Consider the following 15,623-nt stretch of genomic DNA (forward strand, 5'->3'; position numbering starts at 1 on the left):
GAAACTCGTTTGAGTTCCGCTCTTTTTCATTAATTCCGGATCAAGTGATCGAAAGCACCGAGTGCAGCTGTTGCACCAGATCCCATCGAGATGATGATCTGTTTATACGCGCTATCTGTGCAGTCTCCTGCAGCAAAAACGCCTGGTACGTTCGTTGCGCCGTGGCGATCGACTTGGACTTCACCGAACTTGTTACGGTTCACCGTTTCACCGAGCCAGTCTGTGTTCGGTACGAGACCGATCTGGACGAAGACACCCTCGAGCTCAACGTGACGTTCGACGTTCGTTTCGCGCTCGATGTACGTGATACCGTTCACTTTGTCCGTTCCTGTGATTTCCTTCGTCTGTGCGTTGACGACGACCGTGACGTTCGGAAGTGAAGCGAGGCGTTCTTGAAGAACCGCGTCTGCTTTTAATTCCGGTGCGAACTCAAGGACCGTGACATGCTTGACGATTCCTGCGAGATCGATGGCTGCTTCGATTCCTGAGTTTCCGCCACCGATGACTGCGACACGTTTTCCTTCGAACAACGGACCATCACAGTGTGGGCAGTAGGCGACGCCTTTGTTCTTGAATTCGAGTTCGCCTGGGACACCAACGTTACGCCAGCGTGCACCTGTTGAAAGAATCAAACTCTTCGTTTTCAAGACAGCACCATTCTCAAGCTCGAGCTCAAGGAGGTCCTTCTTCTCAAGGCGAGTTGCCCGTTGTAGGTTCATGACGTCGATGCCATATTCCTTGACGTGCTCCTCAAGACTTGCGACGAGTTTTGGTCCTTCCGTGTACTTCATGCTGATGAAGTTCTCGATGCTCATCGTATCCATGACTTGTCCACCGAAGCGTTCTGCGACGATTCCTGTCCGGATGCCTTTACGGGCTGCATAGATGGCAGCACTCGATCCAGCTGGACCACCACCGACGACGAGGACATCGTATGGATCTTTATCAGCGAAATCAGAAGCATCGGCACCTGTACCAAGCTTCGCCAAGATTTCTTCAAGCGACATCCGTCCGTTACCGAACGCTTCGCCGTTGACGAAGACCGTCGGAACAGCCATGATCTCTTTTTGTTCGACTTCTGCTTTAAATGCCGCGCCATCAATCATCGTGTGACTGATGTTCGGGTTGAGGACGCTCATGACGTTCAATGCTTGTACGACATCCGGGCAGTTGTGGCAGCTCAAGCTGATGTACGACTCGAAGTGGTACGTTTCTTGAATGCCTTGAATCTGCTTGATGACGTCCGCATCGACCTTCGGTGCTCGACCGCTGACTTGGAGCAGAGCGAGAACGAGGGACGTGAACTCATGACCGAGTGGGATTCCCGCGAACGTAATGCCGCTTGTCTCACCGACACGGTTGACTGTGAAACTTGGTGTCCGGGGAAGACTTGCCTGCTCGACGGAGATGCGTGGTGTCATGCTTGCGATCTCTTCGACGAGTGCGCTCATCTCAAGCGAGACGGCGTCTGTCCCAGCACTAACGGCTAGGACGAGATCGCCTTCGAGAAGCTCGAGGTATTGCGCGAGTTGTGCTTTAATGTCTGGTGCTAAAGCCATCGCGAATCCGCTCCTTAAATTTTTCCGACGAGGTCAAGGCTTGGTGTGAGTGTTGCAGAGCCTTCTTCCCATTTCGCTGGGCAAACTTCGCCTGGATTGTTACGTACATATTGTGCTGCTTTGATTTTGTTGACGAGCGTGCTCGCATCACGACCGATACCGCCTGCGTTGATCTCAACTGTTTGGATGACGCCGTCTGGGTCGATGATGAACGTACCGCGGTCAGCAAGACCATCTTGTTCGTTCAAGACTTCGAAGTTACGTGAGATGACGTGTGATGGGTCGCCGATCATGACGTACTCGATTTTACCGATTGTTTCTGATGTTTCGTGCCATGCTTTATGTGTGAAATGCGTATCTGTTGAAACAGAGTAAACTTCAACGTCAAGCGCTTTGAGTGTTGCGTATTGGTTTTGAAGATCTTCGAGTTCTGTCGGGCAAACGAATGTAAAGTCTGCAGGGTAGAAACATACGACACTCCATTTACCGCGAAGGTTGGCATCCGTTAGGTCAACGAATTCTCCGTTGTGGAATGCTGATGCACTGAATGGTTTTACTTCACTTCCGATTAAAGACATGATAAAAATCCTCCTCAAGGGTTCTATTTTTAGAATCTGTTCTAGTGCATACAAGGAATCTGTATTTATCACACTAGAATAATTCTAATCTAATACTAATTTCATATAGACCAACACTTTTGTCAAGGTATAATCGGCAATTTCTTATTTCAGGAAAGATTGTGTGAACAAAAAAAGAAATCCCGACTCCTAAATGAAACAGGAGTCGGGAGCTGTATTCTTTATTGCCAGTCCGTGTGGAAGATCCCTTCGCGGTCTGTTCGAGCATACGTGTGAGCACCAAAATAATCGCGTTGTGCTTGCAACATGTTGGCATTCGAATTCGCTGTCCGGTAGCTATCGTAATACGTCAGTGACGTCGATAGAGATGGGAGTGCAAAACCAGATAATGCACCCTCGGCAACGACGTGACGTAACGATTCTTGATACGCCTGTACTTTCTCAGCGAAGAACGGGGCGAGCATCAAGTTCGAGAGGTTCGCATCATTTTTGAATGCTTCACTGATGACGTTCAAGAAGTCGGCCCGGATGATACATCCACCACGGAAGATCAAGGCGATCTCCTCGAGGCGTAAGTTCCAGTCATACAACTCAGACGACGTTCGGTACTGGGTGAAGCCTTGCGCGTATGCGGCAACTTTCCCCATATAAAGCGCTTGACGAATCCGTTCGACCCACGCGTCTCGCTCAAGCGTTGACAAGTCTTCTGGTCCCTTTAGGACAGCAGACGCTGCGACGCGTTCTTCTTTGATAGCTGAAAGGTAACGCGCGAATAAGGCTTCCGTAATGATCGAAGAGGCGATCCCATTATCAATTGCTTGTAGGCTCGTCCATTTTCCAGTTCCTTTTTGACCGGCTTGATCGAGAATGACATCAATCAACGGTTGCCCTGTCTCGTCATCCGTTTTTCGGAGGATGTCTGCTGTGATCTCAATCAGATAACTTTTCAGTTCACCTTCGTTCCACTCAGCGAAGATGTCCGCGACTTCCGTGACGTCGAGTCCAAGACGGAAACGGAGGAAGCTATACGCTTCAGCAATCAGTTGCATGTCCGCATACTCGATTCCGTTATGGACCATCTTGACGAAGTGACCAGCGCCTTTCGGACCAATATAAACACAACATGGATCTCCTTCGACGTGAGCGGCGATCTTTGTCAAGATCGGTGCGACATGTTCGTAAGCTTCTTTCGATCCACCAGGCATGATCGCAGGACCGGTCCGCGCACCGACTTCACCACCCGATACACCGACGCCGATGTATTCGATCCCATGGCGTTGTAACTCGTCGAAACGACGCTCTGTATCGAGGAAGTGAGAGTTCCCACCATCCATGATGATATCGCCTGTTTCGAGATGCGGAAGCAACGATTCGATGACTGAATCAATCGCGCTACCAGCCGTGACCATCATGAAGATTTTACGTGGGCGAGCGAGTGATTGAACGAATGCTTCAATGTCGTAGTACGGATGAAGGGGTAGTCCTTCATCATGTGCGACGAGATCGTCTGTTAAATCACGTGTGTAGTTATAGATGGCGACTTCTTCTTGATGACTCGCCATATTCAGTGCCAGGTTGCGTCCCATGACGCCAAGCCCGATGACTCCGATAGAATGTTGCATAAGTAGAACGACTCCTTTTCTTAGACGACGAGGCTGAGGAGAAGAACGAACCCAAGTCCACAAACGGAAATGATCGTCTCAAGCACAGTCCATGTCGCAAACGTTTCTTTTAATGATAATCCGAAATACTCTTTAAACATCCAGAAGCCTGCATCATTGACGTGTGAAGCGATCAGACTACCTGCACCAGTCGCGAGAACGACGAGCGCTAAGTTGACGTCGGATTGCTCCAGTAACGGAATGACGAGACCTGCTGTCGAAAGGGCAGCGACTGTTGCGGAACCGAGTGAGATCCGCAGAATCGCAGCAATCAACCAAGCGAGTAAAATCGGGGATAACGCTGATCCATCAAATAAGTGCGCAACGTATTTCCCAACACCACCGTCAATCAAGACTTGTTTGAAGGCACCGCCACCACCGATGATCAATAGCATCATCCCGATTTGGGCGATCGCCGTCGTACACGATTCCATGACCGTTTGCATCGGAATCTGACGCGCGATCCCCATCGTGTAGACCGCGACGAGTAATGAAATCAACATCGCCGTTGAAGCGTTCCCGATGAACTCAATCGCCGAGATGACGCTGTTTTCACCCCAGCCGAGTGTTTCTTGTAAGAGCGTGAAGATCGTTGCGACCGACATCAAAAGAACCGGTAGCATCGCCGTGAAGACACTGATGCCGAAGCCTGGTGTCTCGTCTAAATCAAATTCTTTTTGTTCCCCGAGTGACGCGATGTTTCCTGTCCGTGTAAACGATTCAGGAACGAGTCGTTTCGCGATTTTCGTAAAGATAGGACCGGCAATGATGACCGTCGGAACAGCAACGATGAAACCATACAATAAGACTTCCCCGATATTGGCTTTATATTCCCCAGCGATGACGGTCGGACCTGGGTGAGGTGGTAAGAAGCCGTGCGTGACAGACAGGGCTGCGACCATCGGGATTCCGAGATATAGAATCGAGACACGAAGCTGACGTGAAATCGCAAAGACGATTGGAATCAACAGGACGAGTCCGACTTCGAAGAAGAGGGCGATCCCGATGATGAATGAAGCGACGACGACTGCCCACTGGATGTTCTTTTCCCCGAACCGGGCGACAAGCGTCATGGCGATTCGCTGCGCCCCCCCGGCGTCAGCGATCAGCTTTCCAAGCATGGCACCAAGACCAAAGATCAATGCGAGGTGACCAAGCGTTCCTCCGATACCAGCTTCGATCGTTTTGACGATCTGATCGAGCGGCATGCCGAGCAGTAGTGCAACGCCAAAGGAAACGATGATGAGTGAGACGAACGTATTTAATTTCAACCCCATGATGAGAACGAGCAACGCGACGATCCCAATTCCTACGATGACTAAAGGCATGATGACTTCCCCCAAAAGATTAAGTTAGTTTTCTTCTTGAATCAAGCTCCGTTGATACGTAGCGATTCGTTTATGATCCTCAGACAATGTTCGAGCCAAGCTAATGAAAATCGGTAAGAGCTGACGATATTCATGCATCGCTTCTTCATTTGGTACATGACGATGCGTTTCCCCGATCATCTCGGAGACGACTTCGAACGAATCGACTTCCCCCGTCGCATACAATCCGAGAATACACGCACCGAGACATGAACTTTCAAAGCTTTCCGGAATGACGACTTCTGATTCAAAGATGTCCGCCATCATTTGGCGCCAGACTTCGGACCGGGCAAACCCACCCGTCGCCTGAATCCGTGTCACAGGACCGTCCATACACTCAATCAGAGCAAGGAAGACGGTATAGAGATTGTAGATGACGCCTTCTAGTGCTGCCCGGATCATATGCTCTTTTTTATGCGAGAGCGTCAAACCGAAGAACGAACCGCTGACATCCGGATTCCAGAGCGGCGCTCGTTCACCGGACAAGTAAGGATGGAACAATAGCCCGTCGGATCCAGGACGGACGCGTTCGGCAATCTTCGTCAAAACAGCGTACGGATCGATGCCAAGGCGTTTTGCTGTCTCGACTTCTGCTGACGCGAGTTCGTCTCGGATCCACCGTAAGACCATTCCGCCATTATTAACGGGTCCGCCGATGACCCAGTGGTCCTCGGTCAGCGCGTAACAGAACGTCCGTCCCTTTTCATCGGTCTGCGGACGATCAATGATTGTTCGGATGGCACCGCTCGTTCCGATCGTGATCGCAATTTCCCCTTTGCGAATCGCGTTGACACCTAAGTTAGAAAGGACACCGTCACTGGCACCGACTAGGAACGGCGTATCGACGGAGAGTCCCATTTGTCGTGCGTAATCAGCATTCAGTCCAGTACATGACGTCGTCGTCGGTACGGGTTCCGATAAGTAGCTGGCATCGATTCCCGCGACGTGTAACGCGCCCGTATCCCAGCCTAATTCATGAATGTTGAAGAGACCGGTCGCTGAAGCGAGAGAGTGGTCGATGACATATCTGCCGAACAGTCTTTGGAACACGAATTCCTTGATCCCGATATATTTTTTCGTTTGAGCGTGGAGATCAGGACGATCTTCGACGAGCCAACTGATTTTGCTGAGCGGTGACATCGGATGGATCGGTGTTCCGGTCCGGTGATAGATCGATAGACCATATTGTTCCTTGATCTTGTTCGACCATGCTTCACTCCGACTGTCTGCCCATGTGATGCAGGCAGTCAATGGTTGATGTTGTGCGTCCATCGCGATCAAGCTGTGCATAGCACTACTGAACGCGACGAACTTCGGTGGCATGCTCGGATGACGTTTCGTGATCAAGCGGATCGATTCGAGTACAGCATCAAAAATTTCTTCCGGATCCTGCTCCGCCGTCGAGCGGTTTGGTGTATGGAGCGGGTAACCGACGTTCGTTTGTCCGATGACCTCTCCTTTTGTCGTAAATAAGACCGCTTTCGTACTCGTCGTTCCGATATCGACGCCTAACATGTATTCAGTCATGTGAATCGACTCCTTTCGACATCATTTGTTGCGTTTTCCAGAGATCTTCGACTTCCTGGACGTCATCAAAGTTCTGATGTAAGGAAGCGACCATCCGTTCACGATCCCCTGTCTCGATCGCTTCGATGTACAAGGCGTGGTTCGCGAGGATGCGTTCGAAGTCTTCGATGTCTTCCTCGAATCGTACCCGCATCGATAGGAGGATGAAACTTTCCATGACCGGTTTGAGATTTTGCCAAATCATGCTGACATATCCATGATCAATCGAGCGGATGATTGTTTCGTGAAACAGAACGTCCTGGAAGGAGAATTCATCGGCATCCTTGTATTTGATGGCAACTTTCATCATTTCGAGAATTTTACTGAGTTCACGGACGAGTTCTGCCCGTTCGATTTTGACGAGTCGTTCGAAGACGAACGTTTCAATGAGTAGCCGGACATCATAGATTTCCTGAATGTCGCGCTCAGACAAACCGACGACGACCGCGCCCATTCGTTCGAGACGAATCAATTGTTCGGATGCAAGAACCTTTAACGCATCACGGACGGGCGAGCGACTGACTGAAAAATCAGAGGCTAATTTGTTTTCGGATAAAATGGTACCGCTTTCAATCTTTCCTGAAATGATGCGCATCCGTAGCTCGTGTGCGACACGATCTCCAGCGGAAGCTTTTGCTAACCACTTCAAGGGGTATAACAGTTCTGACATGGAATCACCTGATTTCTAAAGTGAGTATACTTGTATACAAGTTAGTATAAACGTTTTTTTCTAAAATGCAAACGCTTAACTTACATTTTAGTGATTCAAGCAGGAATCAGGAAAATGGTTTCCGATATGTTAGGGTGAAGGAGTAAGTAACGAATCGATTAGTTAAAAAGGAGGTAATGCATATGCATGTTTTAGTCGTAGGTGCCGGAGCAGTTGGAGGTTATTTCGGGGGACGTCTTGCTGAGCAAGGGGAACAGGTGACATTCCTTGTTCGTCCGAAGCGCTATGAACAATTACAAAAGACAGGGTTACAGATCACTAGTCCTCATGGTGATGTTATGATCACGCCTCAGTTAGTGACACGAGACATGCGACTGAATCACACATTTGATGTCGTCTTACTTTCGACGAAAGCCTATCACTTGGATGATGTCCTACAGGATCTTGCGCCATTTGTTTCGAGCGAGACGTACATCATTCCTTTGTTGAACGGCATGCAGCATATACGACGGTTAACAGAAGTCTTCGGAGAAGATCGAGTACTGGGCGGGCTTTGCTTCATTGAATCGACGCTTGATGCAGAAGGGCGTATTGTACAGACAAGCCCGTCGCATCGGCTATTGTTTGGTTCACGAACCGGTAAACCAACAGCGCGTTTAGAGGAGATTGCAACACGTTTTGCGAAAGCGAAGGCACCGATGACGTACTCGATGCATATCATGGATGACATGTGGCAAAAGTACCTCTTCATTTCGACATTTGCGGGCGTGACGACACTATTTCGCTCTGCCATCGGTCCAATTCGCAAGGACCCAATTGGTCATCAGATGATTCAAGACGTCATGAAGGAAGCGAAGCAAGCGATGGAAGAACAAGGCGCAGTCTTTAATGACGATGTAGAAGCGGTCTTGCTGAAGCAGATGCATGCAATGGAAGACACGATGAAATCGTCAATGTTACGGGACATGGAAAAGGGTCAGCCCGTCGAAGTGAAACATTTCTTTAGTACGTTGCTCGAAACACGCTCTTCACGTCATCTTCAACTGATTGAATCTAATTTATGGATCTATCAAAAAAATCGGGAAATGCCTGTTGACTGAATTATCTGCATTCTGATATGGTTAGGAACAATTACATACTTATCCAGAGAGGTGGAGGGACTGGCCCTATGAAACCTCAGCAACAGGTCGAAAGATACTGTGCTAATTCCTGCGGGTGCTGCACCCGATCGATAAGATTTCCGAATTGTCGACCGACGCATCCGTGAGGATGCGTTTTTTGTTTGAAATAGGTGGAACGAGGAGGAAATGGATTCATGAAAACGAGCGGAGCATTTCGACGCAAGATGGAATCACGTCATCTGATCATGCTGTCGTTAGGTGGTGTCATTGGAACAGGATTATTTTTAAGTACAGGTTATACGTTGGAACAAGCAGGACGTGTCGGAACGATTTTATCGTATTTGATCGGAGCCGTCGTCGTTTACTTAGTCATGTTAAGTCTCGGTGAACTCGCCGTGCACATGCCGGAAACCGGATCATTCCATAAGTACGCAACGAAGTACATTGGACCCGGCACCGGTTATACAGTAGCCTGGCTCTACTGGCTGACGTGGACGGTCGCCCTTGGTTCAGAATTCACGGCAGCAGGCATTTTGATGCAACGTTGGTTCCCGTCGATTCCGGTTTGGGTGTTCAGTGCCTTGTTCGCTGCGATGATCCTTGGTATCAACGTCTTGAAGGTTCGTGTGTTTGCTGAAGTCGAGTTTTGGTTCTCCGCCATTAAGGTCGTGACGATCATTGCGTTCATTTTACTCGGTGCGGGAGCGATCGTCGGCTTCATTCCACTGCAAGATGGTAGCCCGGCCCCATTCTTTTCTTCGTTAACCAAAGGCGGGTTGTTTCCAAATGGTGCTTTCGTCATCTTCATGACGATGCTTGCCGTGAACTTTGCTTACTCGGGAACGGAACTGATCGGTGTCGCAGCAGGTGAAGCGGTCGATCCGAAACGGACGATTCCGCTTGCGATCCGGACGACGATCTTGCGACTCGTCCTCTTCTTCGTCGGTACGATCATCGTGTTAGCCGTCTTATTGCCAACGGATGGGAAAGGTGTACTCGAAAGTCCGTTCGTCGCCGTGTTCGAACGGATCGGAATTCCCTACGCAGCAGACGTGATGAACTTCGTCATTTTGACAGCGATTTTGTCGGCAGCGAACTCTGGACTTTACGCCGCCTCTCGGATGCTCTGGTCGCTTGCGAACGAACGTATGATTCCACGCTTCTTCGCCCAGGTGACACCAAGTGGGGTTCCACTTCGAGCTGTATTGTTCAGCATGCTTGGCGGAGGACTTGCCTTGCTGTCTAGCATCTATGCAGCAGGAAGTGTCTATATCGCGCTCGTCTCGATTTCCGGTCTCGCTGTTGTCGTCGTCTGGATGAGTATCAGCATTGCCCAGTATCGCTTCCGGAAACAATTTCTACGCGAAGGGCATACGGTCGACGAATTGGTCTATCGCACACCACTCTTTCCATTCGTGCCGATCGCCGCTTTCGTTGTCTGTTTGATTTCCCTGATTGGTATCGGATTTGATCCGACACAACGAATCGCCTTGTACTGTGGTATTCCATTCATCGTGATCTGTTATGTCGTACATGCGTTCACGAATTCTTCTCAGAAACGGAGTGTTGAAGATGTCCCGAATCAAAAATCCAGTTGATCAACGATTACAGGAAGTTCCCTTTCTCATTTTAGATGGTGCCCTTGCAACCGAACTTGAACAGAAGGGATTCGACCTGAACGACCCGCTTTGGTCAGCACGTCTCTTGATCGAAGCACCGGAACAAATCGAACACGTCCATCGTGACTACTTTGAAGTAGGTGCCGATGTTGCCATCACTTCAAGCTATCAAGCAAGTATCGAAGGCTTCAAACAACGTCATATCACGACAGAGGAAGCACAGGCGCTGATCCGACAAACGGTCACCTTGGCGCAAAATGCACGCACGCGTAGCGGAAAGAGTGACGCATTAATCGCGGGATCAGTGGGTCCTTATGGTGCCTACTTAGCAGATGGTTCTGAGTATCGCGGTCATTATGGGGTGTCAGCAGATGTGCTGGAAGCCTTCCACAGACCACGAATCGAAGCATTGATTGAAGCGGGGGCTGATCTGCTGGCATTCGAGACGATTCCGTCGCTCGAGGAAGCTGTTGTGTTGTTCCGGATTCTCGAAGCGTATCCGGAAGTGTCCGCTTGGCTAACGTTCTCGCTTCAAGATGCGACGCACATTAGTGAAGGAACGGCACTTGCGACGTGTATTGAAACAGTTGGACAGCATCCGCAACTGGCAGCAATCGGTGCAAATTGCTTTCCGGCATCTTACGCGACCGACTTTATCCGTCACGTCAAGGCGTTGACGAGTGTTCCAATCATCGTCTATCCGAACTCCGGTGAGGTCTATGATCCGGTCGCAAAAACGTGGTCGGGTACGAATCAATGTACGTCGTTCCAAACTGTCGCGAAAACGTGGTATGAGGCAGGGGCACGATTGATCGGTGGTTGTTGCCGAACGTCACCCGAACACATCGCACAAATTCGTTCGGTTTGTCAGGTTTCTCATACATCATGAATAATGACGAAAAAACGGACGCGAAATCGATTGATTTCGCGTCCGTTCTTTTAATATGGTGTGATTCCGTTATCGTTCGCGCAAAGCACGGTTGAATTGTTGCAATAGACGTCCGAAATCTTCGGCATCATCCGATGGCCAGTCCGTCAGTAGACGTTCGATGCTCGCGAGGCGCGCTGTTCGGTAAATCGTGAGTTCTTCTTGTCCTTTATCCGTAATATGATAGAAGAAGGCACGACCATCTGTTGGATCTTTTACTTTTTCAACAAGTTGCTTCTGATCGAGTGCTGCAGCTTGGCGACTGACGGTCGAGACATCGAGCTGGAGTTCACGGGCAAGTGTTTTGACACCGACGTTGCCGGAATCCGCTAGTTGTCGCAGTAAGAGGTAGGAAGCACGATCCAAATTACGATTATCTGCCGTCGCCGTCGTCAATCGTCGTATTAGGATTGCTAACTCCAATTCAATGGTTTCGAGTGCTTGTTGAGACATCGGGTATCTCCCCTTTCAATAAGGTCTCTCTGTCCCTCATGATTACCCAATGTGGATAAGCTGTCAATGCGAAAAGCAGGAGGCTTGACAGAGTTGTAGTTGTATTATACAATCATTTTTGTTCTTTTAATTGTATCATACAACTTTTCCATATGAGAAATGAACGACAAAGGAGAATTCAGATGAAAGCTTATGAGTCGATGAAACAAGAGGTCATCACGGTAAACGATACAGATTTGATTCGGACGGTCATCGAACGATTCATTCAATCTGGTATTAGCGGCGTACCTGTCATTAATGCTGAGCAAGAGGTAGTCGGGTATATCAGTGATGGAGATATCATGCGCGCGATTGGAAAACACAAGGACATCATAGTCGATACATTCTTATATGTAGATGTCATCAAAGGAGACGAAGAAGATTATGAAGACCGGATTCGTCATATCTTGAATCGACCTGTCATGGAACTGGCACGCCGAAAAGTCGTAACTGCGGACGCTGACACAGAAATGGAAGAGATTGCAGCAACGCTCGGCGCAAAACGAATCAAAAAGCTTCCAATCCTTAAAGCAGGACGACTTGTTGGGATCATTAGTCGAGGCGACGTCATCCGTCATTCGTTTAAACAATTCATGTAACACACTCAATAGAAAGAAGGGACACTATGGCACTTGCTGAAAAAACAACGACGCTTGAGCCGGAAACGGTATTAGCAGAAAGCAAACATGGATTATTCCATCAATCGGTTGCTGTCTGGGCAGTTTTTTTCGCCAGTATTACAGCATTCATGGGAATGGGTCTCGTCAATCCCGTCTTACCGACGATTGCCGAGAATTTAGAAGCGTCAAAAAGTGAAGTAACGCTCTTATTTACAAGTTATAACGCCGTCATGGCATTCGCGATGTTAATTACAGGCGCGATCTCATCACGGATTGGTCAAAAAGGAACATTGATGCTCGGGATCGCCGTCATCGCAACCGTTGCTGGTTTTGCTTCACAAGCAGATAGCATTTGGACGCTCGTCGCGTTACGCGGTGGATGGGGACTTGGGAACGCTTTGTTCGTCGCAACGGCACTTGCTGCGATTGTTTCGCTGTCGTCAGGCGGAACAGCAAAAGCCATCATTTTGTATGAAGCAGCCGTTGGTCTTGGGATTTCGATTGGACCACTGTTAGGCGGAACGCTCGGTTCAATCACATGGCGCGCGCCATTCATGGGTGTTGCGACGATCATGGTCATCGCATTCCTCGTCTTGCTCTTCTTGATGCCAAAACCAGCAGCATCTGCTGCACCGAAACAGAAGTTATCATTAAAAGCACCGTTTCAAGCGATGAAGCATCGTTCACTCTTGACGCTCGGGATCGTGGCGGCACTTTATAACGTTGGGTTCTTCACGATCATGGCTTATGCACCATTCGTCATGAAACTACCAGCTAAAGGACTCGGATTCGTCTTCCTCGGCTGGGGAATGTTGCTTGCGATCACATCGGTCTTAACAGCTCCGAAACTGAAACAATGGTTCGGAACGATTAAAGCGATGATCATGATGTTGATCACATTCGCGATCTTGCTTCTTTTAATGGGGATCTTTACGGAAACGCCAGCCGTCGTCATCGTCTGTGTCATCTTGGCGGGAGCTGTGCTTGGGAATAACAACACGCTCATCACGACAGCAGTCATGGACGCAGCACCTGTCGAACGTTCGACAGCGTCTGCGGCATACAGTTTCCTACGTTTTCTCGGGGCAGCCATCGCGCCATTCATGGCCGGTAAATTGGCTGAAATCTTCAACGCAAACCTACCGTTTTATGTCGGAAGTGGCTTTGTCCTCTTATCCGTCATCATCATCGGGGTCAATCTCAAACACATTCGCCATATCGATCGGACAGAAGGCGGACATTAATTTCAAAAAACAGCCGAAGCGAATCCGCTTCGGCTGTTTTTGATTGAAATCAAGACGGGTACATGTCTTTTAACGTGCGGATTGAGTGCTCGATCATTTTCCGAAGGACGTCTAAGTCGATGTCAGTCAGTCGTTTTACGTAGAGGCAGGACTTACCGCGTCGATACGTACCGAGAGTGGCAAGCAGTCGTTCCGATACATCGTCTTCACCAAGCGCGAGGTAAAGGACGAGGTTCGTCTTGCGCGGAGAAAAGCCGACATAAAAGCTGTCGCCCTCGTGACCAGAGGCATAGCGATAATGATAGGCACCAAAACCAATCAAGGAAGACCCCCAAATGACGGCTTCGTATCCCGTGACATCTTCGAAGAACTGACGTAACGTGATACCATCTGCTTGACGTAGTGGCGGTTCGACTTGTGCCAGAAAGGCATCAACGGACTGTTCAGTAGGACCTGTCTTTGGCGTATCAGACATAAGCAGACTCCTTTCGGATGAAGAAGATACCGGTTACTTTCGAGAAAAGAAAGCGAAAATCCTTGTACATAAAGGAGGAAATCGAATGAAGCATCGCATCGTGTTTCGAGGAGAAGAAAGCAGCGTATCGTGGGACATCTTACACGTATATCCAAAGCAAGAGGAACTAACGATTCAAATGACGGGAGAAGATAGTGAACACGAGTTTTCAGTTACATTTAATCAATATGATGCGTTCATCCGTAACTTTGCTCGCGTCCATGAGTCGTTATACGGTGAAGTCGTATTCGAGCAGGGCGTGATTCGTCTCCGTTTACGATATGACCGGCTTGGTCGTGTCTTCATCAGTTGGTCTGACGGACAAACGAGTCATCAGTTTCGCAGTGATCAAAGTTATTTAAGTGAGGCGTTGGCACAGCTTGGTGTGTACTAAACTAAACACAGTAAAAGTAGAAGGGACGACTCTGGGTATTGCACCCGAAAGTCGTCCCTTTTTTATTTAAAGTGATGGAAGCGATTGATGTAATGATGTGTTGATCAAGTTAAAGCAAAACGCAATCGTTTGTTCATACTCGGATAACAGAATTGACTCATCGACTTGATGCGCAAGGCGGAAATCATGGAAAGAAGCGATTGCAATCGGAAATGACTTTTTCGCTTGGCTGAACATCGCACCATCCGTTCCACCTGGGATGGCGATTTTTCGTGGTGTCACGCCGCTGACCTGCTCCATCGTATCTGCGACCTGTTGCAAGAAAGGCGCTTGTTCATCGGTTTCACAAGAAGGAATATCCTTGATGACGGTCACGCTCATGTCAAAGTTAGGATCTTCTGCAACAAGTCGACGCTCAATATCCGTAAAGGCAGCAAGAACGTCCGCCCGACCGAATCCAGGAATCGTCCGAATATCCATATAGAACGAGGCTTGACTCGGAACGATGTTCGGTCCTTCGCCTCCTTTTATGGATGTGATTGACGCGACGACCGGACCGAGTGCTGGGTGATGATTCGTCGTGATCGAGAAGCGTTCCGACTTCACTTCCTGGATGACACGATATACGTCATCAATCGCATTACGTCCGAGTTGTGGAGCAGAACTGTGCGCACTTTTTCCGCGGCACGTCACTTCAATCCCAACGACCCCTTTTTGTGCATACCCAATCATCCCACTCGTCGGTTCTGTGATCAGTAGAGCATCTAAATCATCCGCATGCCCTTGTTCGGTCAAATGACGAGCTCCTGTCATGCCATTCTCTTCATCGGATGTAATCAGAAGTTTGACGGTGTTCGGACGGTCTTGACGTTCCTTGTATTGAATGAGCGCTTGCAACATCGCCATGACACCTGATTTCATATCCGAAGCCCCACGACCATAAATGCGCCCGTCTTCGATTTCACCACCGTATGGATCTTTCGTCCAACCGTCTCCTTGGACCGGAACCGTATCGAGATGACCAGATAATCCGAGTACAGCAGGACGTGAAACCTCCTCGCTCGCAGGAACGGTCGCGACGAGACAGATTCGTTTTGGTGAAACTTCAATCCGTTCAGTCGAAATCTGATGATCGACCAGTACATCGTACACGTAACGTGCGACGGCTTCCTCTCCGTCCGTCGGATTAACGCTTGGAATTTGAAGACATCGTTGTAAGTAAGTAATTGCTGTTTGCATAAGTATTTCCCCCTTTACCTATCCTGTACCCTGATAAAAATACTTCAGGGA

At 49.0% G+C, this 15,623-nt stretch carries 15 protein-coding genes and 1 riboswitch; of the genes, 6 read left to right on the top strand and 9 right to left on the bottom strand.

What is annotated here, in order from left to right:
• Positions 1-29: 29 nt before the first annotated feature.
• From ahpF to EXG77_RS00405, 6 genes are all read right to left on the bottom strand, one after another.
• A complete protein-coding gene (ahpF, locus tag EXG77_RS00380) occupies positions 30-1,559 on the bottom strand; it encodes an alkyl hydroperoxide reductase subunit F (protein ID WP_023469816.1) in 1,530 nt (509 codons plus the stop codon).
• A gap of 14 nt (positions 1,560-1,573) precedes the next feature.
• On the bottom strand, positions 1,574-2,137 hold the full coding sequence (gene ahpC / locus EXG77_RS00385; RefSeq protein ID WP_012371860.1) for an alkyl hydroperoxide reductase subunit C: 564 nt from the start codon (positions 2,135-2,137) through the stop codon (positions 1,574-1,576).
• A 221-nt stretch (positions 2,138-2,358) separates the two neighbouring features.
• The gene (gene gnd / locus EXG77_RS00390; protein WP_035395489.1) at positions 2,359-3,759 is read right to left on the bottom strand and encodes a decarboxylating NADP(+)-dependent phosphogluconate dehydrogenase; all 1,401 of its coding nucleotides are present in this window, start codon (positions 3,757-3,759) and stop codon (positions 2,359-2,361) included.
• 20 nt (positions 3,760-3,779) lie between these two features.
• Entirely contained in the window at positions 3,780-5,126 is a 1,347-nt protein-coding gene (locus tag EXG77_RS00395; RefSeq protein WP_035395491.1) for a GntP family permease, read from the bottom strand.
• A 24-nt stretch (positions 5,127-5,150) separates the two neighbouring features.
• On the bottom strand, positions 5,151-6,692 hold the full coding sequence (gene gntK / locus EXG77_RS00400) for a gluconokinase (RefSeq protein WP_035395493.1): 1,542 nt from the start codon (positions 6,690-6,692) through the stop codon (positions 5,151-5,153).
• Positions 6,685-7,401 (bottom strand): GntR family transcriptional regulator, encoded by a 717-nt coding sequence (locus tag EXG77_RS00405; RefSeq protein WP_023469811.1) that lies wholly within the window; start codon positions 7,399-7,401, stop codon positions 6,685-6,687. The genes gntK and EXG77_RS00405 overlap by 8 nt, the downstream gene beginning before the upstream one ends.
• 182 nt (positions 7,402-7,583) lie before the next feature.
• Here EXG77_RS00405 and EXG77_RS00410 point away from each other — a divergent pair, with 182 nt between their 5' ends.
• The 3 genes from EXG77_RS00410 (at position 7,584) to mmuM (ending at position 11,030) form a co-directional block, all read left to right on the top strand.
• A complete protein-coding gene (locus EXG77_RS00410; protein ID WP_035395495.1) occupies positions 7,584-8,501 on the top strand; it encodes a ketopantoate reductase family protein in 918 nt (305 codons plus the stop codon).
• Positions 8,502-8,537: 36 nt separating this feature from the next.
• Positions 8,538-8,639: riboswitch (SAM riboswitch) on the top strand.
• A 77-nt stretch (positions 8,640-8,716) separates the two neighbouring features.
• A complete protein-coding gene (locus tag EXG77_RS00415) occupies positions 8,717-10,120 on the top strand; it encodes an amino acid permease (RefSeq protein ID WP_035395497.1) in 1,404 nt (467 codons plus the stop codon).
• On the top strand, positions 10,095-11,030 hold the full coding sequence (mmuM, locus tag EXG77_RS00420) for a homocysteine S-methyltransferase (protein WP_035395499.1): 936 nt from the start codon (positions 10,095-10,097) through the stop codon (positions 11,028-11,030). The genes EXG77_RS00415 and mmuM overlap by 26 nt, the downstream gene beginning before the upstream one ends.
• Positions 11,031-11,099: 69 nt before the next feature.
• Here the strand turns inward: mmuM and EXG77_RS00425 are convergent, their stop codons facing one another.
• A complete protein-coding gene (locus EXG77_RS00425) occupies positions 11,100-11,522 on the bottom strand; it encodes a MarR family winged helix-turn-helix transcriptional regulator (protein ID WP_035395500.1) in 423 nt (140 codons plus the stop codon).
• Between the two features lie 182 nt (positions 11,523-11,704).
• On the opposite strand from EXG77_RS00425, the gene EXG77_RS00430 reads away from it, so the two are divergent.
• Together EXG77_RS00430 and EXG77_RS00435 are read left to right on the top strand one after the other, a co-directional pair.
• Positions 11,705-12,160, top strand: a complete 456-nt coding sequence (locus tag EXG77_RS00430) for a CBS domain-containing protein (protein ID WP_035395501.1) — start codon at positions 11,705-11,707, stop codon at positions 12,158-12,160.
• A gap of 26 nt (positions 12,161-12,186) precedes the next feature.
• On the top strand, positions 12,187-13,425 hold the full coding sequence (locus EXG77_RS00435; RefSeq protein WP_035395502.1) for an MFS transporter: 1,239 nt from the start codon (positions 12,187-12,189) through the stop codon (positions 13,423-13,425).
• A 49-nt stretch (positions 13,426-13,474) separates the two neighbouring features.
• Here EXG77_RS00435 and EXG77_RS00440 read toward each other — a convergent pair whose 3' ends face one another.
• Entirely contained in the window at positions 13,475-13,900 is a 426-nt protein-coding gene (locus tag EXG77_RS00440) for a DUF1801 domain-containing protein (protein ID WP_035395503.1), read from the bottom strand.
• An 85-nt stretch (positions 13,901-13,985) separates the two neighbouring features.
• Between EXG77_RS00440 and EXG77_RS00445 the strand changes: the two genes are divergently transcribed.
• Positions 13,986-14,333 carry a hypothetical protein gene (locus EXG77_RS00445; protein ID WP_035395505.1) on the top strand — a complete coding sequence of 116 codons (348 nt, stop codon included), beginning with the start codon at positions 13,986-13,988 and terminating at the stop codon, positions 14,331-14,333.
• 66 nt (positions 14,334-14,399) lie between these two features.
• On the opposite strand, the gene EXG77_RS00450 is transcribed toward EXG77_RS00445, so the two are convergent.
• Positions 14,400-15,572, bottom strand: coding sequence for a M20 family metallopeptidase (locus EXG77_RS00450; RefSeq protein ID WP_035395507.1), 1,173 nt, complete (start codon positions 15,570-15,572; stop codon positions 14,400-14,402).
• Positions 15,573-15,623 lie beyond the last annotated feature (51 nt).

It is taken from the genome of Exiguobacterium sp. OS-77 (genome assembly GCF_000414195.2).
Taxonomy (GTDB): domain Bacteria; phylum Bacillota; class Bacilli; order Exiguobacteriales; family Exiguobacteriaceae; genus Exiguobacterium_A; species Exiguobacterium_A indicum.

Bases quoted from the DNA above. Each gene is read 5' to 3' on its own strand.
- EXG77_RS00415 (WP_035395497.1), top strand. From the start codon at position 8,717: ATGAAAACGAGCGGAGCATTTCGACGCAAGATGGAATCACGTCATCTG.
- EXG77_RS00450 (WP_035395507.1), bottom strand. From the start codon at position 15,572: ATGCAAACAGCAATTACTTACTTACAACGATGTCTTCAAATTCCAAGC.
- gntK (WP_035395493.1), bottom strand. From the start codon at position 6,692: ATGACTGAATACATGTTAGGCGTCGATATCGGAACGACGAGTACGAAA.
- mmuM (WP_035395499.1), top strand. From the start codon at position 10,095: ATGTCCCGAATCAAAAATCCAGTTGATCAACGATTACAGGAAGTTCCC.
- EXG77_RS00425 (WP_035395500.1), bottom strand. From the start codon at position 11,522: ATGTCTCAACAAGCACTCGAAACCATTGAATTGGAGTTAGCAATCCTA.
- EXG77_RS00430 (WP_035395501.1), top strand. From the start codon at position 11,705: ATGAAAGCTTATGAGTCGATGAAACAAGAGGTCATCACGGTAAACGAT.
- EXG77_RS00435 (WP_035395502.1), top strand. From the start codon at position 12,187: ATGGCACTTGCTGAAAAAACAACGACGCTTGAGCCGGAAACGGTATTA.
- EXG77_RS00445 (WP_035395505.1), top strand. From the start codon at position 13,986: ATGAAGCATCGCATCGTGTTTCGAGGAGAAGAAAGCAGCGTATCGTGG.
- ahpF (WP_023469816.1), bottom strand. From the start codon at position 1,559: ATGGCTTTAGCACCAGACATTAAAGCACAACTCGCGCAATACCTCGAG.
- EXG77_RS00395 (WP_035395491.1), bottom strand. From the start codon at position 5,126: ATGCCTTTAGTCATCGTAGGAATTGGGATCGTCGCGTTGCTCGTTCTC.
- ahpC (WP_012371860.1), bottom strand. From the start codon at position 2,137: ATGTCTTTAATCGGAAGTGAAGTAAAACCATTCAGTGCATCAGCATTC.
- EXG77_RS00410 (WP_035395495.1), top strand. From the start codon at position 7,584: ATGCATGTTTTAGTCGTAGGTGCCGGAGCAGTTGGAGGTTATTTCGGG.
- EXG77_RS00440 (WP_035395503.1), bottom strand. From the start codon at position 13,900: ATGTCTGATACGCCAAAGACAGGTCCTACTGAACAGTCCGTTGATGCC.
- EXG77_RS00405 (WP_023469811.1), bottom strand. From the start codon at position 7,401: ATGTCAGAACTGTTATACCCCTTGAAGTGGTTAGCAAAAGCTTCCGCT.
- gnd (WP_035395489.1), bottom strand. From the start codon at position 3,759: ATGCAACATTCTATCGGAGTCATCGGGCTTGGCGTCATGGGACGCAAC.